Here is a 16,866-nt window from a genome sequence, read left to right on the forward strand (position 1 = left end):
CGGCGCGCCCGGCGCACGCTAATGGTTGCACTCGATTGCGCAGGGCGCGGGCAATCGAGAAGATGGTCACGAAACCGGCTTCTGAGGGGTGCGCGCTGCGCGGTACTGCATGAAGATCAAGGTCCTCGGCTCATCTGCGGGCGGCGGCTTTCCGCAATGGAACTGCAACTGCCGCAACTGCGACGGCATCCGGCGCGGCACGCTCAGCGCTGCGCGCCGCACGCAATCGTCGATCGCCGTCAGCGCGAACGGCGTCGACTGGCTTCTCGTCAACGCGTCGCCCGACGTCCTCGCGCAAATCGCCGCCAATCCCGAACTGCAACCGGCTCGCCGCATACGCGACACCGGCATCGCCGCGATCCTGACAGTCGATGCGCAGATCGATCACGTCACCGGTCTTCTGATGCTGCGCGAGCATGCCACGCCGCTTTCGCTCTATACGACAGACGCCGTTTGGGAAGACCTCTGCACGGGCTTTCCGATCGGCCCCCTGCTCTTCGATTACTGCGGCTTCGAGCGCCACGCGATCATCTTCGACGGCGGCCCGCTCTTGCTCGACGCGCTGCCCGGCGTGCAAATCGACGCCGTGCCGCTGACCAGCAAGGCCCCGCCCTATTCTCCGCATCGCGCCACGCCGCGGCTCGGCGACAACATCGGGCTCGTCTTCACGAATCGCGCATCGGGCAGGCGTGCGTTTTACGCGCCGGGAATCGGCGTCGTCGAGCCGCACGTGATGAACGCGATGCGAAACGCGGACCTCTTGCTGATCGACGGCACGCTGTGGACCGACGACGAGATGATCCGGCTCGGCATTTCGCAAAAGCGCGCGACGGACATGGGCCATCTTCCGCAAAGCGGCGCGGGCGGCATGATCGAGGTGCTCGATTCGATCGATCGCGCCGGCGTGCGCAAGGTGCTGGTCCACATCAACAATACGAACCCGATCCTCGTCGATGACGGTCCCGAGCGCCGCACGCTGACGGAGCATGGAATCGAAGTCGCGTACGACGGGATGGCGTTCGATCTATGAGCGCCGGATCCGATGCGGCGGCGCCGTGGACGCGCGGCGAATTCGAAGCGCAACTGCGCGCCAAGGGCGCGGGCTATCACATCCACCATCCGTTCAACGTGAAGATGACGACGGGCGGCTGCTCGCGCGAGCAGATCCGCGGCTGGGTCGCGAACCGCTTTTATTATCAGATCAATATCCCGCTGAAAGACGCGGCGATTCTGTCGAACTGCCCTGAGCGCGACACGCGCCGCCGCTGGGTGCTGCGCATCCTCGATCACGACGGGCACGGCGGCAGCGAAGGCGGCATCGATGCGTGGGAGCGCCTGGGCGACGCGGTCGGCCTGCCGCGCGACGCATTGCGGTCGTTGAAGCTCGTCACGCCCGGCGTGCGCTTTGCCGTCGATGCCTACGTGAACTTCGCGCGCCGTGCGCCTTGGCAGGAGGCGGTGTGCTCGTCGCTCACGGAGATGTTCGCGCCGCAGATCCATCGCGACCGGCTCGCGACGTGGCCCGAGCACTATCCGTGGATCGACCCGGACGGCTTCGCCTATTTCCGCTCGCGAGCGGCGCTCGCCGAGCGCGACGTCGAACACGGGCTCGAAATGACGCTCGATCATTTCACGCGGCGCGATCAGCAGGAACGCGCGCTGGAAATCCTGCAGTTCAAGCTCGACATCCTGTGGACGATGCTCGACTCGATCGAAAAGGCGTTTCCGTTATGAACGATTCCGCTTGCCCGCCGCCAGAAGCCGGGACCGCGCGTCTCGCGATCAAGTCGCTGTTCCGCTTGCAATGGGAACCGGCCCAGGACGCGTACGTGCTGCTCTATCCGGAAGGGATGGTGAAGCTGAACCAAAGCGCGGCGGAGATCCTGAAACGCTGCGACGGCACGCGCGATCTCGATACGCTGATCGCCGATCTCGAACACGCGTTCAATACGACGGGCATCGGCGCGGAGGTCCGCGCGTTCGTCGCCGATGCGCTGACGCACGGCTGGCTGGAGCGGCACGCATGACTGGCCGCTGCGCTCCAGCGCACGCGCCGGACGCGCCGGACGCGACGCCCGCCATCCCGCCGCCGCTGTGGCTGCTCGCGGAGCTGACCTACCGTTGTCCGCTGCATTGCGTGTTCTGCTACAACCCCGTGGACTACGCGGACCGCCGCCGCGAACTCGGCACCGATGAGTGGATCGGCGTGCTCAGGCAAGCGCGCGCGCTCGGCGCCGCGCAACTCGGTTTTTCGGGCGGCGAACCGCTCGTGCGCGACGACCTCGAAGTGCTGGTGGGCGTAGCGCGCACGCTCGGCTTCTACACGAACCTGATCACGTCCGGCGTCGGCCTCACCGACGCGCGCCTCGGCCATTTGAAAGCCGCCGGGCTCGATCACATCCAATTGTCGTTTCAAGATTCGACGCAGGCACTGAACGATTTCCTGAGCAGCACGCGCACCTTCGACCTCAAGCAACGCACCGCGGCGTCGATCAAGCAGCACGGCTTTCCGATGGTGATGAACTGCGTGCTGCACCGCTACAACCTCCCGCATGTCGCGAAGATCATCGACATGGCGCTCGCGATGGGCGCCGAGTATCTGGAACTGGCGAACACGCAGTACTACGGCTGGGCGCACGCGAACCGCGCGCACCTGCTGCCGACGCGCGAGCAAGTCGCCGAAGCGGAGGCTGTCGTCGAGCGCTATCGCAGCACGATCGGCGACGCGTGCAAGATCTTCTTCGTCGTGCCCGACTACTTCGAGCGCCGCCCGAAACGCTGCATGAACGGCTGGGGCGCCGTATTCCTCGGCATCGCGCCGGACGGCGTCGCGCTCCCCTGCCACGCGGCGCGCGGGCTGCCGGGGCTCGCGTTTCCAAACGTGCAAGCGTCGTCGCTGCGCGAGATCTGGTACGAAAGCGAGGCGTTCAACCGCTATCGCGGTTTCGAATGGATGAAGGAACCGTGCCGCAGTTGCGACGAGAAAGCGCGCGACCTCGGCGGATGCCGCTGCCAGGCGTACCTGCTGACCGGCGACCCGGCCAACGCGGACCCCGTCTGCGACAAGTCGCCGATGCATGGCGAAGTCGTCGAGGCGGTGCGTTTCGCGGCCGCAGCGGCCCCCGCGGACGCGTTTCGCGAGCAGCCGATCCTGTTTCGCAACGACGCCAACTCGCGCACGCTCGCGGCGTCTCCCGCCAAGGCAGCACAACGATAACCGGCGCAAGCCCGGCGGCCATCCGGGCGAGGGAGGACCGATGACGCACCGCCGCCGCAGGCACCGGATCGGGCGCCGTGCCCGCCTGTCCGCTTTGCTCGGCAGCGTGCTCGTCAACTTGCCGGCTGCGTCGTGGGCGCAGGCCGAACCGGCGTCGAGTGCGACGCTTCCCGCACCTGCTGCAGAAGTGCCCGCCCCCGGCGCCGCGCTCCCCGGATCGCCGGCCGCCGAAATCACGCTCGCCCCCGTCATCGTGATCGGCACGACGCCGTTGCTCGGCATCGGCACGCCGCTTTCGCTCGTGCCCGCGAACGTGCAGACGGTACGCGGAAAGGACCTCGAACAGCAGCACCGCAGCACGCTCACCGACTTCTTCGAAAAGAACCTGCCGAGCGTCGACATCAACGAGGCGCAAGGCAACCCCTACCAGGTCGACATCAACTATCGCGGCTTCACGGCCTCGCCGCTCGTGGGCACGCCGCAGGGCCTATCGGTGTTCATGGACGGCGTGCGCATCAACGAGCCGTTCGGCGACGTCGTGAACTGGGACCTGATTCCGCAGCAAGCGATCGACACGATCCAGTTGATCCCCGGTTCGAACCCGGCCTTCGGCCTGAACACGCTCGGCGGCGCGATCGCGATCTCGACGAAGAACGGCAAGCAAGACCCCGGCGGCGACGCCGAAGTGACGGGCGGCTCATGGGGCCGCAAAACGGCGGAAATCGAGCAAGGCGGGACGATCGGCCAGAACCTCGACTACTACGTGACCGGCACCGCCGCGAACGACGACGGCTGGGCGGACCACAACTCGAGCCGCGTGCGCCAGGGCTTCGGCAAGCTGCGCTACACCGATGCGGACACCACGCTCTCGCTTTCGGCAGGCGGCGCCGACAACGATTTGCAAGGTTCGCAGACGATCCCGCGCTCGTTCCTCGACAACTTCAGGCAGGCCTACACGTTTCCCGACCAGAATCAAAACAGCGCCGGCTACGTGACGCTTTCGGGCGACCACGCTTTCAACGACCACGTCGAATTGAGCGGCGAGGTCTACTTCCGGCGCTTCGTCAATACGAACACGAGCAGCAACAGCAACCGCGATTTCGGGCAGGTCCTGCCCGACGGCTCGATCGACATGCTCGAAGGCAGCAACGTCAAATCCTCGGTCGACACCGACAGCTACGGCGCGAGCCTGCAGCTCACGCTGCTCGGCAAGCTCGGCGGGATGGAGAACCAGTTCGTCGCGGGCATGGCCGCCGACTTCGCGAATTCGCACTACACGCAATCGTCGCAGGACGCCTCCTTCACGGCGTCGCGCGCGACGGTCGGCATCGGCGATTTCGTCCAGCAAGTGGACGCGAAAACGCGCGACGGCAACCTCGGGTTCTATCTGCAAGACACGCTGTCGCTCACGAAGCAATGGACGCTGACGCTCGCCGGGCGCTACGACTGGGCCAAGGCCGACATCGGCGACGAAAGCGGCATGCAGCCGCTTCTGAACGGCAGCCACGTGTTCTCGCGCTTCAATCCGGCGCTCGGCCTGAACTGGAACCCCACGCCCGGCTTCACCGCCTATGCGACCTACAACGAAGGCATGCGCTCGCCGACCGCGATCGAATTGACCTGCGCCGACGCGGCCGCGCCGTGCTCGCTGCCGAACGATTTCCTGGCGGACCCGGCGCTCGAGCCGGTCGTCTCGAAGACGTTCGAAGTGGGCGCGCGCGGCAAGATCGGCGGCGCGACGACCTGGAGCGCCGCCGTCTACAGCACGACACTCGACGACGACATCGAATTCATCAGCACGGCGACGACCACGCAAGGTTTCTTTCAAAACGTCGGCAACACGCGGCGGCAAGGGGTCGAGCTTTCGGGACACACGCAATTCGGGCCGCTCGGCGTAACCGCGAACTATAGCTACGTCGACGCGACTTACCGCTCGACCTGGGTCGAAAGCAGCCCGAGCAATTCGAGCGCGGACGCCAACGGCAACATCACCGTCAAGCCGGGCGACCACATTCCCGGCATCCCGGCGAACACAGTCAAACTCAGGCTCGACTACGCGGCCACGCCGAAGTGGGATATCGGCACGAACCTGACCTACCGCGGGAGCATCTACGCGCGCGGCGACGAAGACAACGAGGACGTGAACGGCAAGATCGCGGGCTACTTCCTGATCGATCTCGATACGACTTATCAGGTCACGAAGCAGCTGCAGGTGTTTGCGACGGTGTCGAATCTGCTCGACAAGCGCTATGCGAGCTTCGGCGTGCTGGGGCAAAACGTCTTCAACGGGCCGAACCACACGTTTGATGGATTGGCGCCCGTCAACGAGCAGTTCGTCGGGCCGGGCGCGCCAAGAGGCATGTGGGTCGGGATGCGGTACGCGTGGAAGTAGTATCGGCAAGAATCAGGCTTTGACGCGTGGCAATCCATTTTCATTCAATTCTCATACTTTGCATACCTTAGTATAATTTCCCGTTCCGTACGGTTAGCACCGGCGCCACCCTCATTCGGCCTGATCCGTAAGTGTGAGTCGGCTGGCCCAGCCTTACGAGTGAAGTAGAGCGAGATTCAAGCTGCTATTTGAAGAGTTCGAGGAGAACGGGCTAAAGAGCGATACGAAGAGTTGGTCAGAACGGCAATCTACAACCAGGCTGCCTATGGAGAGGCTAAAAAGATTCTTGAACAATATCGAAAGAGTTTAGGTGTGTCGCCGTGGGTCGAGTGCGATGGCGATATTCGAAGACTTCACAAGAATTTTCAGTTTCAACGCATAGCTGTTGAGAGCACGTTTGAGCAGAAAGCCGAGCAGTATATTCGACGGATGACGCATGTAGGTGTTCCTGATGATCGGATACTCGGTCTCAGTATTTAGGTCACTGGAGTAAGGACGGAGTGATCATTGTGCCTGTAAACGTGGTAGCACATGCGGCGAATGTCCCTTGGCTGGATTTTCCAGTGGTAGTGGGGGCTGGCTACGAGAATCTCCGCATAAGAGGCAAGGTTTATTATCCGATAAGGAATGCTTCTTTTAGAGAGTGGCAGTTTAGGCATCATCGCGGCGGGGATTTTATTATTTGTTCTGACTGGAAATCGATTCAGCTTGAAACGCCGATAAAGGTAAATTTCGAGTGAGCGTAATGGAGGCGGCATGAAGGGAACAACAATCGGTACTTTTTTATGACGCTCATGGTGTTGTTGCCGGTTGGCGGACGGTATATTTTCATCGCCAAAGAAGGACGTGGAACTCGTCTAAAGCGGTTTGCCATAGGGCTTGGAGTTGCGTTCTTCGTGAGCGTTACCTGGAGCTACTACCTAAATGTGTCTCTCAGATCCCAAGCCCATTCTTGTGAGCGAGCGACTTCAGGTGATGGGTTGTACGTCGCGGAACTATGCCTATTACGGTGGGAGCCAAGTGCCAACTCTGATTATGTCGGTCGAGTATATAACGCTCACGATGGCATTTTATTGGTGGAGCGTACGTTTAGTACGCCTGTACCGGAGTTGTCTTGGTACCAGGGACAAGTGTCATTTGAGCGAGGCGGCGACGCCACCTCCTTTGTCAACCTCCCGCCCTCGCTCTACGACAGCATCACAGCGTGGCTACCGTAGCTCGCGCAAAACTGCCATGACGTCGATGAGCGCCAACACGTCCGTGGCGATTGTCAAGGCGACTCGATCGACCCATCCCCCGGCGGATACGTCACGATGCCCCATGCGAGCGGCAAGCCGCCGATCTCCTTGATCGGCTGATAAGTCTGCGCATCGAGCGCATACACCGCATTCGAACGGCCGCAAGCGACAAGCAGCGTCGCCCCATCCGGCGTGAACGTGAAATGCCAGCAACGCAGACCCATCGGCACATCCGCGATCGGGGCGTAGGTCTGCGCGTCGAACACCTGAAGCGTCTTGTCGCGCGCGGCGGCAACCAGAAGGCGCTTGCCCGCCGGCCCGAACGCGACGCCATACGGCCCGAGCTTGGTATCGACCGTCTTCAAGACCCGGAAATCGCCCGCGTCCAGCACGACGAACTTGCTCGCCGATTCGAGCGTGACGATGTAGACCTTGCCGTCCGGCGACGCCTTGACCCCGCGCGGCCGCCCGCCCGCCGCGAGCTTCACGGTGTTTTCCAGCGCCCCGGTGCGCGCATCGTAGACGGACACCGTATCGTCGCCCTCGTTGGTCACGAGCATCGTGTGGCCGTCGCGCGAAAACTCGACGCCTTCCGTCTCGTGCCCGCTCTTCACCGACGTGATCACGCGCAGGCTCTTCAAGTCGACGATCGAGATTTCGGCGGGCGGCTTGTCGGCGTCGTCGTCATCGCCGCCTTTGCCGCCTTTGCCGCCTTTGGCGCCGCCGCTGCCCGCCGCAGCGGGCGCGCCCTCGTCCCCCGGCTCATGCGTCACGTACGCGAAATCGCCGCGCACGCGCACGTACTCCGGGTTCTTGCCGATCTTCACGCGCTGCAGAACCGCGCCGGTGCCGGTATCGATGACGGACAGGTCGCCCGTATTCTTGTTCGCCACCCAAAGCCGCGTGCCGTCCGCAGTGAGGCTCAGGCCGCGCGGACCATCCGCGCCGACCGGAAACGTCTTGACGAGGCTAAGGCGCTCGAGATCGATGACGCCGACGCCCGCCGTTTCGCTCGTCACGTAAGCGAGCGGAGGCGCGGCCCGCGCGGCGCTCGACGCCAGCATGACGCCCGCGCACAGCACGGCGACCCGGATGGCGGATACGGCAGGAGGATTCTTGTGCGGCATGTCGCTCTCCCCGAGGCTGCGCGCGTGACCGTTCCAAACTAGCCGATCAAACTCGCGTTTGCCAATCGGCTTGGCGACTCAACGTTGCGTGCTGAGCGGCCTTTCGAACGACGTCGCGCCCCACGCGGCGACGGTGTCGCTGACCCACGCCGGATCGTCGTGCGGCAGATCGTGCCCCGCCCACGGGTGCTCGACATGCGTCGCCTGCCAGGCGGCAGCGAGTTTTTTCGAGCAAGCGGGGTCGACCAGCTGGTCTTCGCGCGACGACAGCACCAGCGTCGGACAACGCGGCGCATGCGGCGCCGCCTGAAAGCGTGCGGCGGCCCAAAGCTGACGCAAGGCATTCGCACGGCTTACGGGCGCACTGCGATAGATCTCGGTCCACGCGGCCAGGTCCGCGTCGCGCGTGTCGTGCCGGTTGCACGTGAGGTTGTGGATCGCGGCTTCGGCGTCGCGCCGGTCGCGCCAGCGCCACGCCGCGCACAGCAACTCCATCCACGCACTCGGGCGCAGCCGCTCGGTCGGCCCGGAAAACGGCCGCATGCTCGTGTTGATGAGCGCGAGGCACTCGATATCCTTCGGCGCGCGCTGCGCCCAGGCCGCCGCGACCATCGCGCCGAGCGACATCGCGATGACGCGGTACGGCGGCGCATACCCGAGACGGGCGACGTCCGCGCTCACGAAATCGACCATCTCCGGGACGCTCGCCGGCGCACGCACGCGCGAATGAATGCCGTTGCCCGGCAAATCGGCGAGCACCACCTCGCCTTCGATGCCGCTCGCGCGCAGCTTGTCGGGGAGCGCCGCCCAGTGGCGCGCTTCGCGGGTGAGGCCGCGCAGGAGAATCCAGGTCGTCATGCGCGGCGCGCCCGGTACCAGTGATCGGTGGCGCGCTGCAGCATCTGATGGCGCGCCGCCCCTTGCGGCAGCCAGCGCGGCGCGGCGAAGGCGGCGCGGGCGAGGAAATCGAGCAGGTTCACGTGCCGCCGCAACACGCGCTCGGTGCGGTGCGCCTTGATCGGATTGAACATGCCTTCGCGCTTGAAGATCTGGATGGGGTTCTTCTTGATCCACAGCCACGATCCCAGTTCGAGCGTCATCGGCAGAAAGATGTTCGGCGGCCGCGTGCGGTCGTATGCGCAGTCCCACAGGTCGCCGTGCGCAAGATATTGGTGGCTTTGCGGCTCGAACGCGTAGCCGTGGTGCGGGTGGGCGCTTTCGAACATCGTCTTCAGCACGAACATTTCCGGCAGGTGCGGCATGTGTTTTTTCGACTTCGCGTAAGGGAACCAGATGCTGTCGCGAAAGCCGTAGCCCGAGTGGCAGTCGAGCGCGAAGCTGAGCGGCCGCGACATCAATTCGGCTTCGACCACGCGCAAGAGCGTCGCGGCCTCCAATTCCATCGGCGCGCCGTGCCTGCCGCGATACCACGGCAGCCACGGCCCGATGCGCTGGCCGCCGGCCAGAAACGGCACCCGCCCTTCGGCGTTCTGCGGCGCGTTGCGCATGAGATCGACGCCGTTCGGGTTGGCGCGGGTCATCGCCCACATCCCGCCGGGATTCACGATCGGCATGAAGACGAGACGGATCGACTGCAACTGGTTGTGCAGCAGCTCGTCCCATTCGAGCCGGTAAAGCAGCGAGCGCATGTAGTCGAGCAGCAATTGCGTGCCGATGCGCTCGAGGCCATGGATGCCGCCGAAAAAACCGATCGCGGGCGCCTGTGGATCGTTGGAGCCGATCGTCGCGACATACACCGGGAAAGTCCGCCCTTGCGCTTGCGTTTCGCAGGCGATGCGCATCGAAAAGCGCGTCGCCCCCGCGTCGAGAATCGCCTTCAGGTCTTCGTATTCGGCGAAGGTCGTCTCGGGCACCTGGGTCAGCACGGTAGTCATCGCGAACGCCCGAGTCGATGGGAAATGAGTGCCGCAGGCACCGCCTGGGATCTAAACAATATAGACAGTTTATTGTAGCAGCGGCCCTTCGCCGCACCCTCTTTTTTATGTCGATCCGACAATCCTCATAACATATAGTCGTATAGACGTTGAGATGCCTTCATCGGACCGTCAAAGTCACTTCTTAGAATGCCCATGATTTAACGCAGCGCACGCTGAGGCTGCAGGATCTGCCGCAGAAATTTCGCAGCGAAGTGCTGGCGAAGGCCGTGCCGGTATGAACGCGAAGCAACGCCAAGTGAGGCGGCTTAACGCGTCGGTTTTCCACCGTGCGACTTGCCAAAGGCGCGCCCGCGCAAACCCTCACCCCACCCGCCCCACCGTCTCGTCAATCGCCTCGGCCAACAGCTCGAACGACGGCACGATCTCCTCATCCGGCACGCACGCATAGCCGATCAGCAAGCCCGACGCCGATCGCGCGGGCTGCGCGTAATACCCCGACAACGGCCGCACGACGATATTGCGCTCGAGCGCGGCGGCGGCCACCTTGCGGTCGTCCGCGCCCCCCGGCAACTGCGGCAGCTGCAACACGAGATGCAGCCCCGCATCGCCTCCGACCGTCGGCAACGCGTCGCCGTAGCGCCGCGCGACGGCATCCAGCAGGTTTTGCCGCCGCTGCCCGTAGAGCGTGCGCATCTTTCGGATGTGCGACGTGAAATGCCCTTCGGCGATGAATTCGGCCAGCACGGCCTGCTGCAATAGCTGCCCTTCCCGATACAGCTCGGCGCTCGCGGTCGCGAAACTCTCCGCCAGCGCCTCGGGCACGACGAGATACCCCACGCGCAAGCCGGGAAAGAGCGTCTTGCCGAAGCTGCCGACGTAAATCACCTGCCCCGCCGTATCGAGCCCCTGCAACGAAGCGAGCGGACGGCTGCCGTAGCGGAACTCGCTGTCGTAGTCGTCTTCGATGATCCAGCATTGATGCTGGCGCGCGTATTCGAGCAGCATGCGGCGGCGCGCGAGCGTCATCACCATGCCGAGCGGATATTGATGCGACGGCGTGACGAGCATCAGCTTCGGCGGATTCGCGAGATCGTCGGGCGACGGCGCGATGCCTTCGGCGTCGACGCCGATCGGACGCGAGCGCAACCCCGACACGTGCAGCACGCTGCGCACGCCCCAATAGCACGGGTCTTCGGTCCAGATGGCGTCGCCGGGGTCGGACAAGAGACGCACCGCCAGATCGACCGATTGATGAATGCCCGTCGTGACGATGATCTGCTCCGGCGTACAGCGGACCGAGCGCGACGTGCGCAGGTAGTCGGCAAGGACGTGGCGCAGGAGCGCCAGGCCGCCGCCCGGCGCGTAGGTCAGGAGTTCCGGGCGCAGGCGGCGCCAGTATTTGCTGCTGATGCGGTTCCACACCTGCGCGGGAAAACGCGACACGTCCGGCACGCCCGGCATGAACGCACCCCATTGGCGCTTCGACACGCCGGCTCCCGCGACGAGGCGCGCGCCGCGCGCCGACAGCGCGCGCGCCGCAGGCTGAAACGGCTGCACCCGTTGCGCACCGGGAGGTTCCGGCAATGCCCGCGGCCCACCGGCCGTCTCCGGCGCCCCGACGATCTCATCCGGCGCGCTGTCGGCGACGAACGTGCCGCGCCCGGTCCCCGATGTCACATAGCCTTCGAGCACCAGTTGTTCATAGACCTGCGTCACCGTGTTACGCGCAATCCCCAGCTCGTTCGCGAGCAGCCGCGACGACGGCACCTTCGTGCCGGCCGGCAGCTCGCGCGACAGGATCGCCTGCTGCAGCAGCCGATGCAGCTGCCGGTAGACCGGTTGCCCGTTGCCGCGCTCGAGCCGCTGCGCGAGCCAGTCCGACAATACGCTCGCGCGCATAAATTGGCTCCTACATTTTCATTGAAATGGCTCTAATAATTGGAGCCAAACCTGATTATAGTCGTTGCATCGGGCGGTTTTCCCCCATCCGCCGTGCCCGAACTCAATCGAACGCGAGGAAATGAGCCATGACCACCAATTCCGAACTCCAGGCCCGCAAGGACGCCGCCACCCCGCGCGGCGTCGGTGTGATGTGCGACTTCTACGCGGCGCGCGCGGAGAATGCGGAACTGTGGGACATCGAAGGCCGCCGCTTCATCGATTTCGCCGCGGGCATCGCCGTGACCAACACCGGTCACCGTCACCCGAAGATCGTCGCGGCGATCCGCGAGCAGCTCGATCACTTCACGCACACCGCCTATCAGATCGTGCCGTACGCGTCGTACGTCGAGCTGGCCGAGAAGATCAACGCTCGTGCCCCCGGCGGCCATCCGAAGAAGACCGCGTTCTTCACCACGGGCGCCGAGGCCGTCGAAAACGCCGTCAAGATCGCCCGCGCGGCGACCGGCCGCCCCGGCGTGATCGCGTTCTCGGGCGGCTTTCACGGCCGCACGCTGATGGGCATGGCGCTCACCGGCAAGGTCGCGCCGTACAAGCTCGGCTTCGGCCCGTTCCCGTCGGACGTGTTCCACGCGCCGTTCCCGAACCCGCTGCACGGCGTGTCGACGGCCGACTCGCTGCGCGCAGTCGAGACGCTCTTCAAGGCCGATATCGATCCGAAGCGCGTCGCCGCGATCATCTTCGAACCGGTGCAGGGCGAAGGCGGCTTCTATCCGGCGCCCGCGGAGTTCGTGCGCGGCCTGCGCAAGATCTGCAACGAGCACGGCATCCTCCTGATCGCCGATGAAGTGCAGACCGGCTTCGCGCGCACCGGCAAGCTCTTCGCGATGCATCACTACGACGTGGTGCCCGACCTGATGACGATCGCCAAGAGCCTCGCGGGCGGCATGCCGCTATCCGGCGTGGTCGGCCGCGCGGACATCATGGACGCCGCCGCGCCCGGCGGCCTCGGCGGCACCTATGCGGGCAACCCGCTCGCCGTCGCGGCAGCGCACGCGGTGCTCGACGTGATCGACGCAGAACACCTGTGCGAGCGCGCGACGACGCTCGGCGACAAGCTGAAAGCGAAGCTCGCGGCGCTGCAAAGCGACGTGCCGCAAATCGCCGACGTGCGCGGCCCCGGCGCGATGGTCGCCGTCGAATTCTTCAAGGCCGGCACGCGCGAGCCGGATGCCGAGTTCACGAAGAAAGTGCAGGCGCGCGCGCTGGAACGCGGGCTGCTGCTGCTCGTGTGCGGCGTCTACGGCAACGTCGTGCGCTTCCTGTTTCCCCTCACCATTCAAGACGCCGTGTTCGACGAAGCGCTCGGCCTGCTCGAAGAGGTGTTGAAGGAAAGCGTGGGCGTCGCGGCTTAATCGAAATTGGAGTGAAAATGCAAAACCTGGAACCGATCAATTTGAAGGACGCGTCGCTGTTGCGCACGCAGGCGTTCATCGCCGGCGAATGGCAAGGCGCGGCGGACGGCTCGACGTTCGAAGTCCGCAACCCCGCCACCGGCAATGTGCTCGGCACCGTGCCGAGCATGGGCGCGACGGAAACCCGTCACGCGATCGAGGCGGCCAACCGCGCCTGGAGCGCGTGGCGCAAGCAGACCGCCAAGCAGCGTTCAGCAGTTTTGCGCCGCTGGCACGACCTGATGCTCGAAAACGCGGACGACCTCGCGCTGATCCTCACGACCGAGCAAGGCAAGCCGCTCGCCGAAGCGAAGGGCGAGATCCAGTACGCGGCGTCGTTCCTCGAATGGTTCGCGGAAGAAGCGAAGCGCGTCTACGGCGACACGATTCCGAGCCCCGCGCCGGACAAGCGCATCGTCGTCGTGAAGGAACCGGTGGGCGTTTGCGCGGCGATCACGCCGTGGAACTTCCCCGCCGCGATGATCACGCGCAAGGTCGGCCCCGCGCTCGCGGCGGGCTGCCCGATCATCGTGAAGCCCGCCGAGGCGACGCCGTTCTCCGCACTCGCGCTCGCGGTGCTGGCCGAGCGCGCGGGCGTGCCGGCCGGCGTCTTCAGCGTCGTCACGGGCGAGCCGAAAGCGATCGGCGCGGAGCTGACCGGCAATGCGGCCGTGCGCAAGCTGTCGTTCACCGGCTCGACGCCGATCGGGCGTCTGTTGATGGCGCAGTGCGCGCCGACCGTCAAGAAGGTCTCGCTCGAACTGGGCGGCAACGCGCCCTTCATCGTGTTCGACGATGCCGACCTCGACGCGGCCGTGGCCGGCGCGATCGCATCGAAGTACCGCAACAGCGGGCAGACCTGCGTCTGCACGAACCGGTTCTATGTGCACGAGAAGGTCTACGACGCGTTTGCGGAGAAGCTGCGCGCGGCGGTCGGCGGGCTGAAGGTCGGCCGCGGCACCGAGGCGGGCGTCACGCAAGGCCCGCTCATCAACGAAGCGGCGGTGCTGAAGGTCGAGGCGCACATCGAAGATGCGCTCGCGAAAGGCGCGCAGGTCGTCGCAGGCGGCAAGCGCCACGCGCTCGGCCACGGCTTTTTCGAGCCCACCGTGCTGACCGGCGTCACGCCCGCGATGAAAGTCGCGAAGGAAGAAACGTTCGGCCCGCTCGCGCCGCTCTTCAAGTTCGCATCGGACGACGAAGTCGTGCACCTCGCCAACGACACCGAATTCGGCCTCGCCGCCTATTTCTACAGCCGCGACATCGGCCGCGTGTGGCGCGTGGCCGAAGCGCTCGAGTACGGCATGGTCGGCATCAACACGGGGCTCATCTCGAACGAGGTGGCGCCGTTCGGCGGCGTCAAGCAGTCGGGGCTCGGCCGCGAAGGCTCGCACTATGGGATCGACGACTATGTCGTCATCAAGTACCTGTGCATGGAGGCATGACGCGCGAGGCCTGAAATCAGCAAGCCGCGCAGTAGCGGATCGCGACAGGCTTGCCGCGATCCGCTCAGCCCGCCGGCGGCGCCCCGCACTCGCGCAACAACGCGCGCAACTCGTTGATGACGGGAAACACCTCCTGGTTCCAGTCGGCGCCTTGCTGGTCGTGCGCCTTCTGCTCGCGCTCGACGATCTCGCGATCCTCCTTGAAGATGCGGTCGGTAAACCATACGAGCATCGGCCACGCCACATCGAGCAGCACGCCGATTTTCGGCCGGCGGATCGACAACAGCCCGAACGTGCGGTTGGTGCGCTGCGCCTTGTCGAGCGGCACGTAGGCGATCCATAGATCCATCACGAGGGTCTCGTCGCCCGAGCGGATCTTCAGCATCTGATAGGGGTACGCGGTGCGGATCGTCATCACGTCCTTCTTTTCGTGTTTCGTGCTGTTCGGGCGCTCGCCGAACACGATCGCTTCGCCGAACGGCTGTTTGCCTTCCGTCCGCGAAAACGTGTAATCGACCTCGACCCAGCCCTCGCCGCGGCGGCGCCCAAGCGGCCGGGCGCGCATCTGCCCCATCTGCCGGCGATGCAAGAACTGATGGTTCATGTCCATCAGGTTCTCGTGCATGAACGAGTAGTGGCACGCGACTTCGCGGCCGAAACGCCGCGTCTTGTAAGCCTTCTCGCCGAGCGACGCGAGCCGCGGCAGCGGCTTCGTCTCCGCGAGCGCAGCCTCGCCGGGAAACACGAAGATCAGCCCCCCCTCCTCGCGGCACGGATACGAGCGCACGCCATTGGGCAAACGCTCGGGGCCCAGATACGGAATGTCGACGCAACGGCCCGTGCCGTCGTAGGTCCAGCCGTGATAACAGCAGCGAATCCGCTCGCCGCAGACCACGCCCGCATGCAGCGGCACCTGGCGGTGCGCGCAGCGGTCCTCGAGTGCGAACACGGCGTCCGACTCCGTGCGCACGAGCACGATCGGATCGCCGGCGAAGCGCACGCCATGCGCCTTGCCGCGCTTCACTTCGTGGGACCAGGCGAGGGGATACCAGTGATCGGGGTGGATATCGACGCGGCGCAGGTCCCGTAGCGGAACGGGGACTGCGTCTTCGGTCGCGCTATCCAGCGACGGAACTGCGTGCATGGGTGACGCCTCCTTAATCGACTGACAGCTAGGTGACAGCCGCGCTCGCGGCCAAGACGAATGTCGTCACCGAGTCTAACCGAGGTCGGTCCCGCACAGGCAAACGGATGTGATCCTAATTGAGAGGCGCCGAAGCGGCGGCGGCCGCCGACGTGCGCGTGAGCGCGCAGCCACCGGCAAAGAAGACACCCCGCGCAAGCGGCCTGCCGCACCGCTACACACTTTACAGACTGTTACCGCGGCGCCACGCCATTGCGGACGCGGCTTTCCCTATACTTCACGCGCCGATCCGCAACCGGATCAATCCGCCGCAAGCAAGCGGCGCTTCGAAGTCGAGACACCCGATGACGCGCGCATTTTTCGCTAAAGCCAGTTCCTTGATTCCCATTGCCGCCGTCGGCGCAGCGCTTACCTTGAGCGGCTGCGTGGCGCCCAACCCGTACGCGTCCTATTCGTCCCAGCCGCAGTACGCGCAGCCGCAGTACGCTCAACCCGCGTACACGCAACAACCCGCGTACACGCAAGCGCCCGACATACAGCCAGCCTACGCGCCGCCGCCCACACCGATGCCACCTGCCGGATACCAGCCGCCGCCTCCCCCGCCGCCTTCCGACTATCAACCGGCGCCGGCGCCCGCCCCGGCCTATGGCTATGCGGAGCAATACGGCACGGTGACGGCCATCCAGCCGCTCAGCAACCCGGCGAGCCCGTCGAGCGTGGCGGGCACCGTCGTCGGCGCGGTGGTCGGCGGCGTGCTCGGCAACCAGATCGGGCGCGGTCATGGACGCGATGTCGCGACCGTCGTCGGCGCGCTCGGCGGTGCAGTGGCCGGCAATCAGATCGGCCAGCAGGTCGGCGCACGATCGGCGGGCTTTCGCGTCGCGGTGCAGTTGAGCGACGGCTCGATGCGCTCGTTCGACATGCCGAACCCGGGCGATCTGCACCCGGGCGACCGAGTGCGTATCGACGGCGACCAGATCGCACGCTATTGAAGCGCCGGCTTCGCGCGGCCGTTTTCACAACGGCCCGCGTTCAGCGAGCCGAGCAGCGCC

At 65.2% G+C, this 16,866-nt stretch carries 13 protein-coding genes and 1 pseudogene; 9 read left to right on the plus strand and 5 right to left on the minus strand.

From position 1 onward, the window contains the following. Nucleotides 1-109 precede the first annotated feature (109 nt). The 6 genes and pseudogenes from pqqB to J3489_RS01690 form a co-directional block, all read left to right on the plus strand. Complete coding sequence (gene pqqB / locus J3489_RS01665) at nucleotides 110-1,030, plus strand: pyrroloquinoline quinone biosynthesis protein PqqB (protein WP_206995506.1); 921 nt, start codon at nucleotides 110-112, stop codon at nucleotides 1,028-1,030. After that, entirely contained in the window at nucleotides 1,027-1,734 is a 708-nt protein-coding gene (gene pqqC, locus J3489_RS01670) for a pyrroloquinoline-quinone synthase PqqC (RefSeq protein WP_206995508.1), read from the plus strand. The genes pqqB and pqqC overlap by 4 nt, the downstream gene beginning before the upstream one ends. Continuing rightward, nucleotides 1,731-2,027: a pyrroloquinoline quinone biosynthesis peptide chaperone PqqD gene (gene pqqD / locus J3489_RS01675; protein WP_206995510.1), complete on the plus strand. Its 297-nt coding sequence runs from the start codon at nucleotides 1,731-1,733 to the stop codon at nucleotides 2,025-2,027. Before pqqC ends, pqqD begins: the two co-directional genes overlap by 4 nt. Beyond that, nucleotides 2,024-3,217 carry a pyrroloquinoline quinone biosynthesis protein PqqE gene (gene pqqE, locus J3489_RS01680; RefSeq protein ID WP_206995513.1) on the plus strand — a complete coding sequence of 398 codons (1,194 nt, stop codon included), beginning with the start codon at nucleotides 2,024-2,026 and terminating at the stop codon, nucleotides 3,215-3,217. The genes pqqD and pqqE overlap by 4 nt, the downstream gene beginning before the upstream one ends. A 40-nt stretch (nucleotides 3,218-3,257) precedes the next feature. Then, nucleotides 3,258-5,609 (plus strand): TonB-dependent receptor, encoded by a 2,352-nt coding sequence (locus tag J3489_RS01685; protein ID WP_206995515.1) that lies wholly within the window; start codon nucleotides 3,258-3,260, stop codon nucleotides 5,607-5,609. A gap of 473 nt (nucleotides 5,610-6,082) precedes the next feature. Continuing rightward, a pseudogene (locus tag J3489_RS01690) lies at nucleotides 6,083-6,349 on the plus strand (DUF6402 family protein); the annotation flags it as partial. Nucleotides 6,350-6,879: 530 nt separating this feature from the next. Here J3489_RS01690 and J3489_RS01695 read toward each other — a convergent pair. The 4 genes from J3489_RS01695 to pdxR all read right to left on the minus strand — a co-directional run bounded on the left by J3489_RS01695 (nucleotide 6,880) and on the right by pdxR (nucleotide 11,771). Further along, nucleotides 6,880-7,974, minus strand: a complete 1,095-nt coding sequence (locus J3489_RS01695; RefSeq protein WP_242539694.1) for a YVTN family beta-propeller repeat protein — start codon at nucleotides 7,972-7,974, stop codon at nucleotides 6,880-6,882. Nucleotides 7,975-8,052: 78 nt separating this feature from the next. Beyond that, nucleotides 8,053-8,832, minus strand: coding sequence for an alpha/beta fold hydrolase (locus tag J3489_RS01700; RefSeq protein ID WP_206995519.1), 780 nt, complete (start codon nucleotides 8,830-8,832; stop codon nucleotides 8,053-8,055). Further along, nucleotides 8,829-9,869, minus strand: coding sequence for a M14 family zinc carboxypeptidase (locus J3489_RS01705; RefSeq protein WP_206995521.1), 1,041 nt, complete (start codon nucleotides 9,867-9,869; stop codon nucleotides 8,829-8,831). The genes J3489_RS01700 and J3489_RS01705 overlap by 4 nt, the downstream gene beginning before the upstream one ends. 363 nt (nucleotides 9,870-10,232) lie before the next feature. After that, on the minus strand, nucleotides 10,233-11,771 hold the full coding sequence (pdxR, locus tag J3489_RS01710) for a MocR-like pyridoxine biosynthesis transcription factor PdxR (protein ID WP_206995523.1): 1,539 nt from the start codon (nucleotides 11,769-11,771) through the stop codon (nucleotides 10,233-10,235). Between the two features lie 128 nt (nucleotides 11,772-11,899). On the opposite strand from pdxR, the gene J3489_RS01715 reads away from it, so the two are divergent. After that, nucleotides 11,900-13,186 carry a 4-aminobutyrate--2-oxoglutarate transaminase gene (locus tag J3489_RS01715; RefSeq protein ID WP_206995525.1) on the plus strand — a complete coding sequence of 429 codons (1,287 nt, stop codon included), beginning with the start codon at nucleotides 11,900-11,902 and terminating at the stop codon, nucleotides 13,184-13,186. 17 nt (nucleotides 13,187-13,203) lie between these two features. Next, the gene (gene gabD, locus J3489_RS01720) at nucleotides 13,204-14,670 is read left to right on the plus strand and encodes an NADP-dependent succinate-semialdehyde dehydrogenase (protein WP_206995527.1); all 1,467 of its coding nucleotides are present in this window, start codon (nucleotides 13,204-13,206) and stop codon (nucleotides 14,668-14,670) included. 64 nt (nucleotides 14,671-14,734) lie between these two features. Here the strand turns inward: gabD and J3489_RS01725 are convergent, their stop codons facing one another. Continuing rightward, complete coding sequence (locus J3489_RS01725) at nucleotides 14,735-15,814, minus strand: Rieske 2Fe-2S domain-containing protein (RefSeq protein ID WP_206995529.1); 1,080 nt, start codon at nucleotides 15,812-15,814, stop codon at nucleotides 14,735-14,737. A gap of 344 nt (nucleotides 15,815-16,158) precedes the next feature. Here J3489_RS01725 and J3489_RS01730 point away from each other — a divergent pair, with 344 nt between their 5' ends. Continuing rightward, nucleotides 16,159-16,806 (plus strand): outer membrane lipoprotein, encoded by a 648-nt coding sequence (locus J3489_RS01730; RefSeq protein ID WP_206995531.1) that lies wholly within the window; start codon nucleotides 16,159-16,161, stop codon nucleotides 16,804-16,806. Nucleotides 16,807-16,866 lie beyond the last annotated feature (60 nt).

It is taken from the genome of Trinickia mobilis (assembly GCF_017315705.1).
Taxonomy (GTDB): Bacteria; Pseudomonadota; Gammaproteobacteria; order Burkholderiales; family Burkholderiaceae; genus Trinickia_A; species Trinickia_A mobilis.